This window comes from Roseibium sp., from assembly GCF_025698965.1.
Taxonomy (GTDB): domain Bacteria; phylum Pseudomonadota; class Alphaproteobacteria; order Rhizobiales; family Stappiaceae; genus Roseibium.
This window is the reverse complement of sequence record NZ_JAILWL010000091.1, coordinates 1-15,863: the sequence shown is the minus strand read 5'-3', so window position 1 is coordinate 15,863 and position 15,863 is coordinate 1. Positions and strand designations below refer to the sequence as shown.

Below are 15,863 nucleotides of genomic sequence, written 5' to 3'. Positions count from 1 at the left end.
GCTCCACCTCTTCGATCGGTTGGTCGGGCTCGACCGTTTTGACGTGGTTGCCCATCACCAGATCTTCGATGGAGCCGATAACAGAAACACCGCCCCCCTGTGACGCTGCAATCGAAACCTCGTTTGGATCTTCGGCAAAATAGGCAGACCCCGCGCTGTGCAAGAGCACGGAAATCAACAGACCGGCTAGCAGGAACCGCGGAAAACTCACTGAGCCCCCCTCCTGGTAATCAGAACGATGTCTGTCCGACCTGCAGTCGTGAGATCCTGCAGAACTTTTTCCAGCGCATCTGCCTTCAACGTGCCGTCCGCTGCGATCTTCAGAGCACCGTCGCTTTCCCCCTTACCTTCTGCTTCCGTTTCCTGAAGAGACAACCAGTCAGCGACGGATATCTCGTCTTCCCCTAAATAGGTCTTGCCATCCGGATCGATAACGAGTGCACCGGTCGAGCGGATGGTTTCGTCCTCAAGGATGTTCAACGGGGGCTCGACCTTCCGGGCATCGTCCCTGGCGATTGATCCTGCAAACAAAAAGAAGATCAGCATCAGGAAGACAACGTTGATCAGCGGAATGGTGCTTTCCGCCGGTTCCCGTTTCTGTTGTTGTCTCATGCGCATCGCGGCGTCCTGTTCCAAAATGTACTACTTGCCCGTCACCAGAACCGTCTTGAGACCGCTTTGTCGCGCAGCTGACATGACGTCGACAACATCCTGAACACTGGCTTCCGGCCCGGACCAGATGGCGACCACCATGTTGTCCTTGTCCGTCAGTTCCGCGAACTTGCCGGCCATGTCCGGTTTCGTCAGCGGCATACCGTTCAGGTCGATCTTTTCTGATGTGTGGATACGCAAGTAGGCCGGTTTGAAATCCGCACCACCTCCCTGACCGCCGCTGGAAACATCCAGCGACTGGTAGCGGGTGAAACTCGACGCAAGCATGAAAAACAGCAACAGCAGGAAGATGACATCGATCAGGGACGTCAAGCCGACCGGGCGGCGTTTCACTCTCGGCTTAACTTGCATGCCTCGGCTCCGAGACCTCGAGCGGCACAACCCGCGCGGCCCCCCGTTCAGCCACGGCGCCAGTGAAGAACGCAGTCACGAGAGCTTCCATTTCCGACTGCACGGACTCAATCCGACTGTCAAACCAGCCGACAATGGCCGACACGGGGATTGCGACGGCAAGTCCGACTGCGGTCGTCAGGAGCGCCACCCAGATTCCTCCGGCCAGAACCGAAGGGTCGACGGCAGCCCCTGCCCCTTGCATGGCCTGAAAAGCCTCGATCATTCCAAGAACCGTGCCCAGCAGACCGATCAGAGGTGCGGTCTGGGCGATCATGTCGAGCGGGCGAAGATAAGCACGCAAACCATTGATGCGCTGGACGCAGATCCGCTCGACGTCTTCCTTCAACAAATCTCTGTCGGCTTCCGCCTGTCCTGCGCCCTTGATCAGCTTGAGCGAGATGTCGGAGAGCACGGATTTGCTGCTCGCCGCGGCAATCTGAGCTTCCTGCGGTCGACCATCCAGCCAGAGCCGAAGGGCCTTGCGACCACCGGAGAACCTGTTTGCCCCAAGAAGAGCAAACTGGAGAATCTTGGCTACGATCAGCGCAACAGCGACGATCGACAGAAGAAGCAGCAACATGACCACGGGGCCGCCCTGGTCAACCAGTCCCGCAAGCGGAGACAGAAACGACGGCAGGGCTGATGCGAATTCAAAAGGCATTGTGCACCACTATTATAAAATGAAATCGATCTCGGATCGGGAAGTGATCTGTAGTCTGGACAGGCAATCTGACAGCTGACTATCTGCGACCTTGCAGGTCCGAACTTCGTTCAGCAGCACACGCGAAATGTTGGAACAGGTGCCTTTGCCGACATCGTATTGACGTACGACAGTCTTGCCGGACGGCATGGCACCAAAATCAACAGCTGCATACCCCGAAACACCTTCTGTCTGATCGAACATGACCAGATCCAGGCCCAGTGCGTCGACCGGTGTCGCCATCTGATTGCGGATCACAAATGTCAGACGGCAGGCATCACCCGTGGTTTCAGCCGTATTCAGCTGGATCGTGATGGCTTCCGGCGATTGGGCGGATACTGCTGAAGCAGCCAGACCTGCGGCAAGACAAATCGAAGAAACAGTTCGTTTTTTCATTTGCGCGCTCTCCATGATAAACGTGAGAACCGGTCAATCTGCCGAACTCACTCTTCAGATTGCCAATGGAGCTTCAGCTTCTCGCGCCAGGCGAACCGTTCGATGTGACTGTCGATCACGCTCTTCATCCGGGCCATTTTGTGGCTTTCATCGGTTTCACAGCGGATCATCAGACGGGATTCGGTGGCTTCCATCCGGCAAATTCCGAATGGAAACGACACTTCGCCACGTTTGGTGTCCCATTCTGCGGGAACCTTGTGCGCGAAATGCTTGCAAAGTTGCTGTAGATATTTTGAGGCTGAGGCGGTTTCAGCTGTCGATGAGACGATGTTCATTGCCCTGGCTATCCGTTCCTTACACCAAAAAGGTGAGCCGGGGGAACCGGCTCAGCGAAGATTCTTGAGTTTTATCTTCAGAATTTGACTGTTGCCGTGATGAAGAAACTGCGGCCGGGGGAATTGACCGGTGTAACCCGGCTTGTCGTGCTGTAAGTCCCCCGGCTGTAATAGGTCTCATCAAACAGATTGTTGACTTCGCCCCGAAGCGTGAAGTCCGTATTTCCAAGTTTCGGCGCCCATTCGGCAAACAGGTTCATCACCTCATATCCGGGAAGCGGATTCTCATAACCATTGTCTTCAAAATCCTGATTGGAATACTCGAATGCGATTTCAGCACTTGCTCCAAGCGTCAGGTTCCAGTCTTCGTATGTGTAACCTGCGCCGAGTGCCAGGATGTCTCCAACCGGAACGGCGTTGTTGTAATCGCCGAAGAGTGCAATCCGGTCGCCATACTCAACTTCGGTATGCGTGAAGGCTACAGAGACATAAGCGCTGGACCAGTCGTAACGCGCGGATATGTCGAAGCCTTGAGAAATCAAGTCGTCACCGTTGATGCGCGTTGACGTCGTGTAGTTGAAGGCAACCGGATCCATTATCTTGATGTAGAACAGGTCCGCGCCGAGAGTCAGACCTTGATAGCTGTATGTCAGCCCGATTTTGGCGTTGTGTGCCGTTGTCGGATTAAGGTCGTCGGAATAGGTGTAGTCACGGGCATGAAAGAGTGCGGCTTCCGCCTGCTCAATTCCACCGAAGACGTAGGAATATCCGGCGCTTGCCTGCAGCCCGTCTATGATTTCGTAGCCGAGATTGATATTCGGCGACAGGCCGAAATTGTCGAAGGTCTGGTCATCGACTGCTCGATAGCTCTGGAAATCCGCCCGAAGCCCGGTCGAGACATCCAGTCTATCCAGAGGCGTCAGGCGCGCCTGCACATAGGCACCGACATTCGTAATGGTCTCGTCCGCATCCGTTGCAAACCAGAAGCGCTCGATATCGAGATGGTCGTGATAGAAGTCGAGCCCGGTGGTGACCGTTCCCATATCGAAATGAACCCGGTTCTGCACGTGACCGCCGATGGACTGCAGATCGGAATTGAAGTCACCGCTTGCCCGCGTGTAATAGCTCTCGCTCGGTCGCTCCAATTTGTTCCGATTGTAGTAGAGCAGCACTTCCGGATCCCAATAGCCGCTTGCGCCTTCAAGAGTGTATTTGAAGGTCGTCGTCAGGCGCTCATAGAGATTGTCGTTAAACGAGCTTCCAACAGCTCCCATATTGGTGCGCAGCCGGCGATAGCCATCGTCACGGTAATATTCCCCCGACACCTCGAACCGATGGCCTTCCTGGCTCTGATAAGCAAACTTGCCCAATCCATTCCAGAGATCTGCGGCGGTTCCAAGTTCGGTGAACCCGTCTCCGTCATCATAGTCCTGTCCCTCTGCCCGCGTGATCGTACCAAGATATTCAAATCCCTGGTCGGCACCGTAGGCAGCGCTGGTTCCGGTCAAGGTCATGGAGTTGGTGTCGTAGCCGAAGGAAACCAATGCCCCAAGCTTCTGGCCTTCCTTCAACATGTCGACCGCATCGACAGTTTCGAACCTGACACTGCCGCCAACCGCACCGGGTCCGTCATCCGCCGGAGCGACACCGTCGTTGATGCCAACCGATTTCAGGAACATCGGATTGATGCCGAGATTGCCGTTGTGATGCCAGACGTTATTTTTCTGACGCGCACCGTCCACGGTCACGTTGAGTTTCGACTGATCGATACCGTGGACGTAAAATTTCTGCGACGCCGGACTACCTCCTGCCGTCGTGACCGAAGGCGTGGATTGGAAGAGTTGTTTCAGGTCGACAGGCTGCGTCTGCTCAATCTGTTCCCGGGAAATGTCCACACTTGTTTCAAGTGCCTCGAACCTTTCGGCTTCGCTGTCGGTGACAACAACCGTTTCCAGTTCATTCTCATCCTGCGCAATGGCCGCAACTGAAGAGAGTGCAAGAGAACTTACTGATGCCAGGACGGCTGCCTGCCCTGCGATACCGCGCTTCATATTAAACCCCAACCATGAACGATCCAGTCGCAACTGACCCAAGTCGCGCCGAATGGACTTAAAACTTGACTTAAAAGTTCATGTATTTGATAAGGAGGTTGTCGCGTCCGGGCAATTTCGAAAGCGTTTGCAAGTCACTCAAATTCTTTTGCGAATTAAAACCCGCCGAGAGGGCGATCCGTTTTCAAGGATCGACTTTCTGGGCAACCGGACACTGCAACACGGAAAACCTAGAGTATTTTGACCCGCATGTTCGTACAAACCGACCATCACCGGTACTATGTTACCAAGCAGGATCTGGTGATCAGGGAGAGCGGTCGACCGGTCCGCTGGATGGGCCCGTCATTGGAAACCAGCGACGATGTCTTGCGCGGCGCCATCGGTTTCGAAACGATCGAAGAAGGCCTGGTTCTCCACTATTCCAATGCCGAGGACCTTCATGATTTGAGACTTGAAGGCGAAACCGGTCCCCGTCTTGGCGTCTTCCTGTTTCTGGAAGGTCAGGTGGATGCCTCGATCGGTCCATTCAAAATTCCAATGCCCGTTTATGACGATCAAGCCCGGCACTGGTCTCCTGTTGCGACGTTTTTCTCACAGCGACAAAACGAAAAATTTGTCAGACAGGCCCGCAAGGGTGGTCGGCTGAAGAAAGTGACAATAAACATTTCTCACGACTGGCTTCTGACCCATCTGGATCCTGCAGACCCTGGATACAACGCTGTCAGGGAGTTTTGTGGCAAGCACCTTGCCCATCTCAGCTGGACACCAAGCGCGCATGCAATCGGTCTGGCGGAGCAGATTATTGCAGCGCCCAGGAAATCTCCGCTCCTTCATCGCCTTTACATCACGTCACGGGTCTACGGATTGCTCGAAGAGGCGTTTCAGTACTTCTGCGAAGGTCACTCGGAATCGACCGCCAAGGCTGTCGACGGTCAGGACCGACAAAAGCTGCAGACGATTGAACATCATCTGAGCGGACAACGGGGTCATTGGGTGACCGCGGACGAACTGGCTCGTCATACAGGGATGAGCCCGAACTCGCTTCAACGGCTTCTGTCGCGAACTTATGGGCTGTCGACTTCGCGCTTCATCCGGAGATTCATGCTGGAAAAGGCACGTGAAGCGCTGGAGCGCGATGCTCTGACAATCGCCGAAGCCGCCCATATCGCCGGCTACTCCTCACCCGCCAATTTCTCGACAGCTTTCAAACGGGAATTCGGCTTGTCTCCCAAACAGGTTACGCAATGAGTTTCAACCTTTTGGGATGCGATGCCTTTCACACCGACGCCTAGATCCACACACACAACACTTCAAGCGCAATAGCACTTGATACACTTCTCCAAAGGGAATGATTTGACCAAAGGCAACGAACAGGAAATGGGTGGTCGCAGATCCCCTGCCGCAAACGAAGCAAAGTCCCGACGTGTCTCAATCTCGGATGCAGGACTTTCCCACGCAGAGCGGATTGTTCTTCGGTCCCTGAGACTGATTTGTCTGAGCTATGCAAATCCCGGCTGTTTCACCTGGGAAAACGCCTTTGAAACCTGCAGCAAAAGCTTCGGTCCGATATACGGGCCGCAGCTTGGTGTCGCGACCATGAACGCGATGCGCTCGCTCCGCACCACCCGGGCGACCAGTTTCAGGTTCACCAACCCTGATTGCCCCTGCTGCCGGGAGACACTTGCCGAACACGAAGTCCAGTTCATGAACCTTCTCAAGGCCGAGCGCAATGGCGGGGGCTTAACCGCGCAAACAAATGCGCTGATGTTGTGCGAAGGCACGCACTCCCGTCCATTCCTGCAGGCCATGAAAGAGCTGGCTGGCATGCTGAACAATCTGGAACCGAAGCAACGAGCCGAAAGTCCGACACCTGTGAGAAAGAGAATCAGGTTCACACGCTAACCGTCTGCGATCACTTACTATCTCCATATCCTGGATGCATGACAGACTATCGATTCTGCGAAATACCGGGTGGGAACAGTCGCAACTCGATCCATGCAACACAGTTCAGGATAGAAAGCCCGAACACCTTTTCACCTCTTCAAGGTAAGGGTTCTGAGCCCGGCAGGCGTCATAGGCTGTCGGATCAAGATCGGCAACAAGCAGCCTGGCAGTGTCAGGGGTGCCCCTTGCAAGCAGTTTACCGTCCGGCGCAGCGATGCAGGATTGTCCCTGATAGGCAAATCGTGCGTCCTCACCAACATGATTTGCATAGGCGATGAAGACCTGGTTCTCGAACGCCCGTACCGGGAGGACGGACCGGGCGATAAACGCGCCTCCTTCACTTTTCGGCAAAGCCGTCGGCACCAGAATGGCCTCCGCCCCGCGAAGTGCCAGGTCCCTGACGCGCTCGGGAAACTCGACGTCGAAACAGACCAATAGACCGAATGTCATCCCTTCAAAGGACAGGATCGGCGAAGGCGACCGCCCCGACGTGAACAGGGTCTTTTCATAGTTTCCGTAAAGATGGATCTTGTCGTACCGGACAACCCCGCCGTCCGGAGGAACAAACAAGGCAGAATTGCAGGTCTTGCCAGCAGTCTGCAATGCAAGCCCGGCAACAAGAGCGCAGCCTGCCTCACGAGCAAGTTTCTTCAGCCAGTTAACCTGCTCTCCGCTAACATCACCGGCCGCATCAACAATTTCACCGCCCGCGCCATAGCCGGAAATGGCCAGTTCCGGCAGAACAATGATCCGGCACCCTTCTTCTGCCGCTTCGGCCACAGCCGCTTCGATCGAGGCTTGCCTGTCTTGAGGACCGACCTCCCCCGCATCCATCTGAAAAACGGCGACTTTCATGTCTCGTCCCCCTCGCTCCAGGCTCCAAGCAGTTTCGGCAGATCGCCGAACCGCGCCACAAGACCAAACACTCCAACGGCAACCAGAACAAAGAAAACGGAAACCGCCGCCATGGTCGGCGTGTAGCCATATCTCAGAGCATTGAAGACCTTTATCGGAATGGTCTCCAGGGTAAAGCCCACAGTCATGTAGGCGACGATGTATTCGTTCAAAGACAAAACGAAGGCAAAGGCGAATCCGGAGATCACATAGGGCCGAATGAGTGGAAAGATTACCGTCTTCATTAAGATCTTGTCGTCCGCCCCCATCGTCATGCCAGCCTCGATCACCTCTCTGTCAATCGTTGCAAACCCAAGAGTGATCGTAACAAGGGGCAGACTGACAAAGAAAATTCCGTGACTGATGACAATAGTCCAGGGCTGACCGTAGAAACCGGTTGTGGCCCAGAAGCTGAGCGCTCCCAGGGCTGTGATGACCGGAGGCAGAATGAACGGCGAGAAACCGATCACCTGAACGAATTGCGCCCATGGTGCCACCCTGCGCCACAAAAACCAGGCGAGCGGCAGAGCAATCGCCACACTGATTGCCGCAGCCGTTGCTGCAACAAGGACTGAATTGACAAGCGCCGAGCGCCAGGCTGCGTCGGTGAACACGCTCAAGTACCAGTCCGCAGACAGGCCTTGAGGGGGAAACGCAAGGGTCTTCTTGTCATTGAGGGCAACACCTGCAATCACAACAATCGGCAGAGCCAGGAACAAGGCCATGCAGACGAAAAACATGCGTGTAAGCAGCTTGCTCATACTCCGGCAGCTCCCTTCCTGCCGGTAATGGCCATCGACAGGCCCACAAGCGCGAGGCTGGCGACCACCAGGAATACAGCCATCGCCGCGGCAAAAGGCATGTTGGACTGATAGATCGCCTGATCGGTAACGAGCACAGAAAGCGTCCAATGTTGCGGACGCCCAAGGATCTGCGGCAAAAGATACGCTCCCAGAGCGAAAATGAAGACGATGATGAAAGTCGCCAGCAGTGTCTTGCGCATGGCTGGAAGTACTACATTCGCAAAAGCACGCGCAGGAGAACAGCCAAGTGTGCGGGCTGCCTCCATCAACGATGGGTCGAGCCGCGAAAAGGCCGGATAAAGCACGAGCACCGTGTAGGGAAACGCCTGATAGACAAGACCGGTCAGGACAGCGGCGAAGCCCGGCGTCCACGCTTCAGGCCGCTCCATCAGACCAACCCATACAAAGAGATTGCTAAGGCCTGCAGTCCGGCTCAACAATGTTGACCAGGCAAATCCGATGATGACTTCCGACAGCGACAAAACACCAAGCAGTGCAATCAACCAGACAACCTGCTTGCCGCGCCGAAGCCGTGTCAGCATGTAGGTGAACGGCACTCCGATCAGGAGGCACACGGCAGAAACAAGTGCAGCAAGGCCGAGGGAGAACGCAAGGACTTTGCCAAAAAACGGTGTGAGGAAACGTGCGTAATTGGCAAAGGTGAATGCCGGTTCGTAAAACCCGCCCTGAACACGTTCGAACACCGAAATAGCAACCATGATGGCGAAGGGAATGACGAAGAATACGCCAAGCATGATCGCCGGAAAGGCTATCGGCAGATAGTCGACTGGTTTTTGCGGTGGGCTGCGGCGCATCAGTGGGCTCCTTCAGCACCGAAGACCACACAGGCGTCGGGCGGCAGCGTCAGGGAAACCCGTGCACCGACCTGAAAATCACCATGGGATTTGGGAGCGGCCAGCGCAACGATCCGCTCCTGGCCTGCATCGAGATATATCTCAATATTCGCTCCCATTTCCCGCACGAAAACAACGTCCGCCTGAACAGGACCATTGCCCGACGATGTCACGATCACGTCTTCCGGCCTTACGGAAACGAGGCTTTCCGCGCCAGCTGGAACTTCAAGACCAGGAATGAACCCACCATCAAAGGAAGCGCCGTTATCTGCCCTTTTTACCCGGATCAGGTTGGCCTGCCCCAGAAAATCCGCGACAAACGGGCTGGCAGGTTTTCTATAAGCCTCAATCGGGGTTGCCATCTGCTCGACCCTGCCCTTCGACATGACGACGATCTGGTCGGACATGGTCATGGCTTCGCGCTGATCGTGGGTAACGACAATCGTCGTGATTCCGAGGCGCTGCTGCAGTTGCCGCAATTCCATCTGCATTGTTTCGCGCAACTTGGCATCCAGAGCGGACAACGGCTCGTCGAGCAAAAACAGTTGAGGTGACACGGCAAGTGCGCGCGCAATCGCAACGCGCTGGCGTTGACCGCCCGAAAGTTGGGTAATTGCACGTTGCTCAACGCCGGGAAGCTGTACCATGTCGAGCAGTTCGCGGACACGCGCCTCACACGATGCCGGGCTGCCACCGCGGATCCGCAGGGGATAGGCAATGTTCTCACCGACATTGAGATGGGGGAACAGGGCGAGCGACTGGAACACCATCCCAAGGTTCCGGCGGTGCGCCGGTGTGTCGTTCAGTCTTTCGCCCTGCAGTCTGATATCACCGGATGTCGGGTCCTCCAGACCGGCGATCATACGCAATAGGGTTGTTTTTCCGCAGCCCGACGGGCCGAGGAGACAGACAAACGTGCCGTCGGCCACGGTGAGCGTGATGTCATCGACCGCCGTCACTGTCCCAAAGCGTTTCGTGATGTCAACGAGTTCGAGTCCCGACATTCGCTCTTCCTGGAATCTTGCAAAATACCTGCACCGGGACGAAACGCGTCCCGGTGCAAATGTGGCTTTAGCCGACGATCAGTTCCGTCCACTTCTGGTTCAACCAGTCGGACTTGGTCGTGTAAAGATCGTAGCGTGGCACAACAGGAGCAATATCGGATGACACGGATGCGAACTCGGCATCGGTCAGATCGAGCGTGTCCCGTCTGACGGTCGGCGCGGTGCCGACCTTGCGGGACATCAGCGCCTGCATGGACGGTTGCGTCATGAAGTTGATGAACTCGTGCGCCTCATCACTCTTGTCGGATGCGCGGGAAAGAGCCCAACACCCTGAATCCAGTATTCCTCCCTCTTTGGGGAATGTGGAACGGACCGGGAAACCATCAGCCGCCGCAAGTCCGGTGACGTCGTGATAATACTGACCCATCGGAATCTCACCAGATTTCAGCGCCTGCTCGAACTGCGCCTCATCGCGATACCACAGCTGAACGTTGGGCTTGAGTTCGGCAAGCTTCTCCATCACCTGAAGGATGCCTTCATCGGTGTCGAGGATCTCGGTTCCACCAAAGAAGGTCTTTGCGGTGACTTCCAGGAGGAACGAGTTGGAGACCAGCGCCAGAAGGCCCAGCTTGTCCTTGTTGGAGGGGTCCCACATAAAGGCCCAGCTTTCCGGGGCCTCCGGATAGACATCGGTGTTGGAGACCAGCGTGATGTACCAGGCAACCGCGCCAACACCTGCAACCTTCCCGTCCGGATAGCTGTTGACGAATTGCGGGAGCAATTTATCGGCGTCTGCGATCCGGGACATATCCAGCGGCGCCCAGAGGTCGGTTGATTGTCCCTTGAGCATGGCAACCTGTGACATCATGGAGAGGTCTGCAGGTGCCGCCCCGGCTCGGGCAGCCTGCTCCAGCTGAACCAGCCAGGCTTCACCGGTCGGCTCGGCAATCGATTCCACTGCGATTCCGGTCGAATTCGTGAATTCGGGAAAGATGTGGTTGTCGAAGCTGTCCTTGAAGTAGCCGCCGTATACGCCAACCTTGATAGAGCGATCCTGAGCCCGCAGAACGGTTGGAATAGCCAGTGTGGACACACCGGCAACACCGGCTGCCAGCAAGGTCCGTCTTGAGACATCGAGTGTTATCTTGTCAGTCATCTGAATTTCCCCTCATTGGCTGACCGCCTGAAGACGGTCAATAGGTTCGCAAACGGCCCGTTCTGTGCGGAACTCGCTTGCAACAACAGCTCAGGTGTTCTTCGTCAGAGACGGGCTGAACACCAAAAGCGAAAGGATTTCGAACAGCATCTGCGCCCCGGCATGGGCAGTGTTCGTTGTTGCATCGTATTGTGGTGCGACCTCGACAACGTCGCCTCCGATCAGGTTGACGCCTTTCAGCGCCCTCAGGATTTCCTGTGCCTCTCTGGTGGACAATCCGCCAATCTCCGGCGTGCCGGTTCCAGGTGCAAAGGCCGGGTCCAGACTGTCGATATCAAAGGAGAGGTAGACCGGTCCGTCGCCGACCTTTTCACGTGCCATTCCGGCGACCTTCGCGCATCCGAGCGCAGAGATCTCTTCGGCATGAATGACCGTCATGCCGGTCTCTTCGGAAAATTCCCAAAGGAAATCGGAAGATCCGCGAATACCGATCTGAATGGTTCGATCCGGATCAAGCACGCCATCAAGAACGGCCTGCCGGAATGGCCCGCCATGGTGAAACCGGCTCCCGTCGAACGGTCCGGCCGTGTCGCAGTGAGCGTCGATATGGATCATTCCAACCGGCTTTTCCCGGCCCAATGCCCTGAGAATGGGCAAGGATACCGAGTGGTCGCCTCCAACCGACAGCGGCACGACGCCAGCTTCGATGATTTTCAGCACCGCCGCCTCTATGTCCTCATGCGACTGTTCCAGGTTATAGCGGCTGCGAAACGGAACATCGCCGATGTCGTTCACACGAAGTTCGGACCCCGGCATACAGTCCAGAACATGATTGAACGGCCCCACCCGTTCAATCGCCCGGATGGCCCGCGGTCCAAAGCGGCATCCGTTCCTGTTGGAAATGCCAAGGTCCATCGGCAATCCGACAAGCGCGACATCCAATTCGGAGAAATCCGGCTCTTTCCAGTCGATCGGCCGGTACGGCATATCAAGAAAAGTCGGGATCCCCGCGTAAGGCGCAAAGCGCGTTCCCGCGGGATCAAACAACTTGTCGACAACCGCCTTGTAGCGCGGATTGTATATGACGCTTTCATTCTCGCCGCCGAATTTGGCACGCAGCGCTTCCAGTTTTTTCTTGTTCATGCGGACCTGTCTTTCAAATGCGTTTTTGCCTCAAATGCCGTATCCGAAAATCCTGCGAGGCGATCACCGATCTGCACGATTTCGGGTGTGTCGACATTGGCAAAGGCCACTCTCAAGTGCGTATCCTGACCTGGCCCGAAGTATCTTCCCGGGAGGGCGAGCAATCCGCAACCTTTTGCAAGGTGTTCTGCAACGGTGACCGATGAAACACCGCGGAACGGATGCCTGACATAGGCAAAATAGGCGCCGATCTGATCGATTTTCCATGTCGGGCAAGGCGCCAAAGCCTCTCGAAACGCAGCTGCACGGGCAGCGATCTTCCTGTTGGTGCCCTGCCGCCAGTCCACAAGGTTCGCGATCGCCCATGGAAGCGCCATTTGAGCAGCGCGCGCCGGACAGATCTGAATGCAATCCAGGACCTTTCCGACTTCATCGATCACGGGACCGCCTGCAATGAGCGCCCCCACTCGATGGCCCGGAATGGCGTAGCTTTTTGAGAAGCTGTAGAGACTTATGACCGTATCGCGCCACCTTGGATCGCTGAACAACTCATGCGGTGCATCGGTCTGATCACGAAAGTCCCGATAGGTTTCGTCAATGATCAACCACAGGCCCCGCTGCGCGGCAAGGTCCATAAATGAGGCCAGTACGTGAGGTGGATAGACGGCGCCAGTGGGATTGTTCGGCGTGACCAGCACGATCGCCTTGACCCGCTCGTCTATCCGTTCTGCCGCCTCGCTGACGTCCGGAATGAAACCGGCTTCCGCGCAGAGCGGCAACGGCCGGGCTTCGATGCCCAGCATGTCCAGTGTCATCTTGTGGTTGAAATACCAAGGCGCCGGCAGAAGAACAACATCCCCAGCCGAAGCAACGGCGACGATCGCTGAAAAAAACGCCTGATTGCAACCCGCCGTGATGGAAACTTCCTGCTCGTCGATCTGCGCGCCATAGACCCGTGAACTTTCACCAGCATAGGCAGACCGCAATTGGTCATCGCCAAAAATGTCACCGTAGCGGGTTGCTTCGGAAGAGGCCGCTGCGAGCGCGATTTGATCAAGAAAAGCCCTGGGCGGTGGATCGCCGGGAACTGCTTGGCTGAGATTTATCACAGGTCCCATTTGGCCGTCATAGGCAGCCAGCCAACTCGAGGCCTCCGGTATCGGAGGCGTGGCCGTATCCAGCAGGTCCTGTTTCAAGTTTGGTTTTGCCACACTCGTACTCGCCAGAATGGATATCCGCACACCGATTGAGCATGCGCAGAAAATAAACATAAGAGATCTGATAGCTTGTAAAAGAGGAATTTTTCAATCAATACCTTGAGAAAAGCAAATGTATTGGAGCCAGCATGCGCCCTTCCGGAAGTGACCTGCGATTGCTTCAGGTTTTCGATGCCGTTGTTCGCCACGGCGGCTTCTCAGCCGCCGAAGTCGAGCTGAACTTGAATCAATCAACAATTTCCAATCACATGGCAGCGTTGGAAGAACGCCTTGGCGTTGTTCTCTGCCGCCGGGGTCGACGCGGTTTTCAACTGACGGAAGAAGGCCGCGCGGTTTACGAAGCAGCAACACGCCTGGACGCGGCACTCCACGATTTTTCCGCTGATGTCGGCTCGGTTCAGGGCAAGATCAGCGGAGAACTGCGTATCGGAACCTTGGATGCGATATCGGACGACCCTGGTAACCACCTTTCCGAAGCGCTCGCGATTTTCCGCAATATGGCAGGAGACGTGAAGATCCTTCTCTCCCAGGAACCCGCACAGGATCTGCAGCAAAAAGTTCGCGAAGGCATCTACCACTGCGGTATCGGCGTCAATCTTTCTCCGGTGGAGGGGCTTGACCATCTGCCCTTGCACACCGAAACGCACAGCCTTTATTGTGGCCGCGATCATAGCCTCTTCCAGGCAAGCGCCGACGATCTCGACCTGGATACCCTCGTCACGATGCCCTTTGTCCAGCGCGGCTATTGGCGGAACGACAAGTCAAAACAATATGCCTTTCGCAACGTGGCAGCGACGGTATACCAGATCGAACCGCAACTGCTCCTGATCCGCTCCGGTCATTATGTGGGTTTCCTGCCGGACCACTACGCCGACCGCTGGTCCCGGTCTGGCGACTTGCGCCGACTGCCCCTGCCCGACTTCACCTATTCCGCACAATTTCACCTGATCACCGCGCGTGACAACCGAAAATCCAAAACGGTGACGGCGCTCATCAAAGCCGTGCGCTCGGCGTGGGGTATTGAGTAAACGATGGCCAGAAAAGCATTCGAAGGAGGCGTCAGACCCTCAACGGAAACTCGACGCGGCTCGAAGGCCACACAAGCCCAGCACCGCAGCACATAATATTCACACGAACGCCTAACCGGGAAAAAGTCCGAACCTTTTGGATGATCTTTCAAAGGAACCGGAAGATTGGGTAGTTTTCAAATTGCGACCCAATTTTTCAACGGGTTGTCTTCAGGAAGTGGTCGAACTGCTGAGGCCAGAGCCGCGATCACCTTTGCGCTTGTGAACTCACGGACATCCTATAGTGTTTCGCTTATGACGAAAAATTACACCGGAAAATGCCTTTGCGGGGAAGTCACATACATCGCTGAAGGGCAGCCAGACATTGTGGCACAATGTCATTGCGAAGAGTGTCGCCGCCTGAGTGGAACTGGTCACACTGTGGGGGCAATGTTCAATTCAGATGCAGTCTCCATCACCGGCAAACTTAGCGAGTTCAATTACTTATCCGACAGAGGTTCGAAAGTTACAAAAGCATTTTGCGCAACCTGCGGAAGTCCGATTTACGGAAAAAACACCCGGACACCCGGTCATCTGACACTCACGCTTGGCACGATGAACGGCACCAGCGAACTGGAAATTGAGGTTGTTATTTTCGAGCGCGACAGACCCCATTGGGACCGGCTTGGAGAAGACGTCGTTTTCTTTGAAACGCAGCCCGATTGGAAACCTGAAAACTGAGCCGCCTCGCTCGCCAGTCTGCTCTGAATAGCAGCGTTGTTCGCTTGGCTGTGGTGAACATCGTCGGGCTGGGAAACAACTTGGTTCAAGTTCCCCAAGCAGGTGGTTGGAACACAGATCAAGACAGAATTTTTGCTAAGTTTGCCCGTTTTATCGGACGTGTTCGGAACCGCAGCATTTTTGGGTAAATGGCGGAGAGGAAGGGATTCTCTCTTCAGAAATATTTTCCTATATTTTTCAATAACTTAAGATAATTTGAGTAGAGATTCTACCCATTTTCTACCCAATTTCTACCCAAATTCTACTCAATTGAGTTGCCATCTTTGCCCCCTCCGGTTGAGGGGTCATTTCATTGAGATCAAAGACAGTCAGATCTTCTTTAGTGTACCTTTAGTTGCAAGAAGCCAATCGTTTGCTAACCTGAAAACATAGATTCTTTCAGAGGTCTCAAGTGAAAATTTTTCTCGGCTATCCATCGGAGCATGAAGAACGTGCACGAGAGGTGTACAATTATCTTGTTTCGCAAGGTGATGAAGTTTGGTTCGACAAAGTT

The 15,863-nt window shown here is 55.3% G+C and carries 18 protein-coding genes; 4 read left to right on the top strand and 14 right to left on the bottom strand.

The window, feature by feature from the left end; all coding sequences use genetic code 11:
- The 7 genes from K5905_RS09710 to K5905_RS09680 form a co-directional block, all read right to left on the bottom strand.
- On the bottom strand, positions 1-211 hold a 211-nt coding region (locus tag K5905_RS09710), incomplete at its 3' end, for a hypothetical protein (RefSeq protein WP_297582999.1).
- Positions 208-612, bottom strand: a complete 405-nt coding sequence (locus tag K5905_RS09705; protein ID WP_297582996.1) for a biopolymer transporter ExbD — start codon at positions 610-612, stop codon at positions 208-210. The genes K5905_RS09705 and K5905_RS09710, both read right to left, overlap by 4 nt.
- Positions 613-642: 30 nt before the next feature.
- Positions 643-1,023 (bottom strand): biopolymer transporter ExbD, encoded by a 381-nt coding sequence (locus K5905_RS09700; RefSeq protein WP_297582993.1) that lies wholly within the window; start codon positions 1,021-1,023, stop codon positions 643-645.
- On the bottom strand, positions 1,013-1,726 hold the full coding sequence (locus tag K5905_RS09695) for a MotA/TolQ/ExbB proton channel family protein (RefSeq protein ID WP_297582991.1): 714 nt from the start codon (positions 1,724-1,726) through the stop codon (positions 1,013-1,015). The genes K5905_RS09700 and K5905_RS09695 overlap by 11 nt, the downstream gene beginning before the upstream one ends.
- A 12-nt stretch (positions 1,727-1,738) precedes the next feature.
- Positions 1,739-2,161 (bottom strand): hypothetical protein, encoded by a 423-nt coding sequence (locus K5905_RS09690; RefSeq protein ID WP_297582989.1) that lies wholly within the window; start codon positions 2,159-2,161, stop codon positions 1,739-1,741.
- A gap of 47 nt (positions 2,162-2,208) precedes the next feature.
- Positions 2,209-2,496: a DUF2218 domain-containing protein gene (locus K5905_RS09685; RefSeq protein WP_297582987.1), complete on the bottom strand. Its 288-nt coding sequence runs from the start codon at positions 2,494-2,496 to the stop codon at positions 2,209-2,211.
- A gap of 77 nt (positions 2,497-2,573) precedes the next feature.
- The gene (locus K5905_RS09680; protein WP_297582986.1) at positions 2,574-4,547 is read right to left on the bottom strand and encodes a TonB-dependent receptor; all 1,974 of its coding nucleotides are present in this window, start codon (positions 4,545-4,547) and stop codon (positions 2,574-2,576) included.
- Between the two features lie 249 nt (positions 4,548-4,796).
- Between K5905_RS09680 and K5905_RS09675 the strand changes: the two genes are divergently transcribed.
- Together K5905_RS09675 and K5905_RS09670 are read left to right on the top strand one after the other, a co-directional pair.
- Complete coding sequence (locus K5905_RS09675) at positions 4,797-5,795, top strand: AraC family transcriptional regulator (protein WP_297582984.1); 999 nt, start codon at positions 4,797-4,799, stop codon at positions 5,793-5,795.
- Positions 5,796-5,900: 105 nt separating this feature from the next.
- Positions 5,901-6,449, top strand: a complete 549-nt coding sequence (locus K5905_RS09670) for a hypothetical protein (RefSeq protein WP_297582981.1) — start codon at positions 5,901-5,903, stop codon at positions 6,447-6,449.
- A gap of 105 nt (positions 6,450-6,554) precedes the next feature.
- Here K5905_RS09670 and K5905_RS09665 read toward each other — a convergent pair whose 3' ends face one another.
- The 7 genes from K5905_RS09665 to K5905_RS09635 all read right to left on the bottom strand — a co-directional run bounded on the left by K5905_RS09665 (position 6,555) and on the right by K5905_RS09635 (position 13,556).
- The gene (locus tag K5905_RS09665; protein WP_297582979.1) at positions 6,555-7,346 is read right to left on the bottom strand and encodes a nitrilase-related carbon-nitrogen hydrolase; all 792 of its coding nucleotides are present in this window, start codon (positions 7,344-7,346) and stop codon (positions 6,555-6,557) included.
- Positions 7,343-8,146, bottom strand: coding sequence for an ABC transporter permease (locus K5905_RS09660; protein WP_297582976.1), 804 nt, complete (start codon positions 8,144-8,146; stop codon positions 7,343-7,345). The genes K5905_RS09665 and K5905_RS09660 overlap by 4 nt, the downstream gene beginning before the upstream one ends.
- Entirely contained in the window at positions 8,143-9,003 is an 861-nt protein-coding gene (locus K5905_RS09655) for an ABC transporter permease (RefSeq protein WP_297582974.1), read from the bottom strand. Before K5905_RS09655 ends, K5905_RS09660 begins: the two co-directional genes overlap by 4 nt.
- Entirely contained in the window at positions 9,003-10,046 is a 1,044-nt protein-coding gene (locus tag K5905_RS09650) for an ABC transporter ATP-binding protein (RefSeq protein WP_297582972.1), read from the bottom strand. The genes K5905_RS09655 and K5905_RS09650 overlap by 1 nt, the downstream gene beginning before the upstream one ends.
- A gap of 67 nt (positions 10,047-10,113) precedes the next feature.
- Complete coding sequence (locus K5905_RS09645) at positions 10,114-11,202, bottom strand: extracellular solute-binding protein (protein WP_297582970.1); 1,089 nt, start codon at positions 11,200-11,202, stop codon at positions 10,114-10,116.
- A gap of 90 nt (positions 11,203-11,292) precedes the next feature.
- Positions 11,293-12,345 carry an agmatinase gene (gene speB, locus K5905_RS09640; RefSeq protein ID WP_297582968.1) on the bottom strand — a complete coding sequence of 351 codons (1,053 nt, stop codon included), beginning with the start codon at positions 12,343-12,345 and terminating at the stop codon, positions 11,293-11,295.
- Complete coding sequence (locus K5905_RS09635; protein WP_297582966.1) at positions 12,342-13,556, bottom strand: aminotransferase; 1,215 nt, start codon at positions 13,554-13,556, stop codon at positions 12,342-12,344. Before K5905_RS09635 ends, speB begins: the two co-directional genes overlap by 4 nt.
- 134 nt (positions 13,557-13,690) lie before the next feature.
- Here K5905_RS09635 and K5905_RS09630 point away from each other — a divergent pair, with 134 nt between their 5' ends.
- Entirely contained in the window at positions 13,691-14,590 is a 900-nt protein-coding gene (locus K5905_RS09630) for a LysR family transcriptional regulator (RefSeq protein WP_297582963.1), read from the top strand.
- A 294-nt stretch (positions 14,591-14,884) separates the two neighbouring features.
- Positions 14,885-15,310: a GFA family protein gene (locus tag K5905_RS09625; protein ID WP_297582961.1), complete on the top strand. Its 426-nt coding sequence runs from the start codon at positions 14,885-14,887 to the stop codon at positions 15,308-15,310.
- The last annotated feature ends 553 nt before the right edge of the window (positions 15,311-15,863 follow it).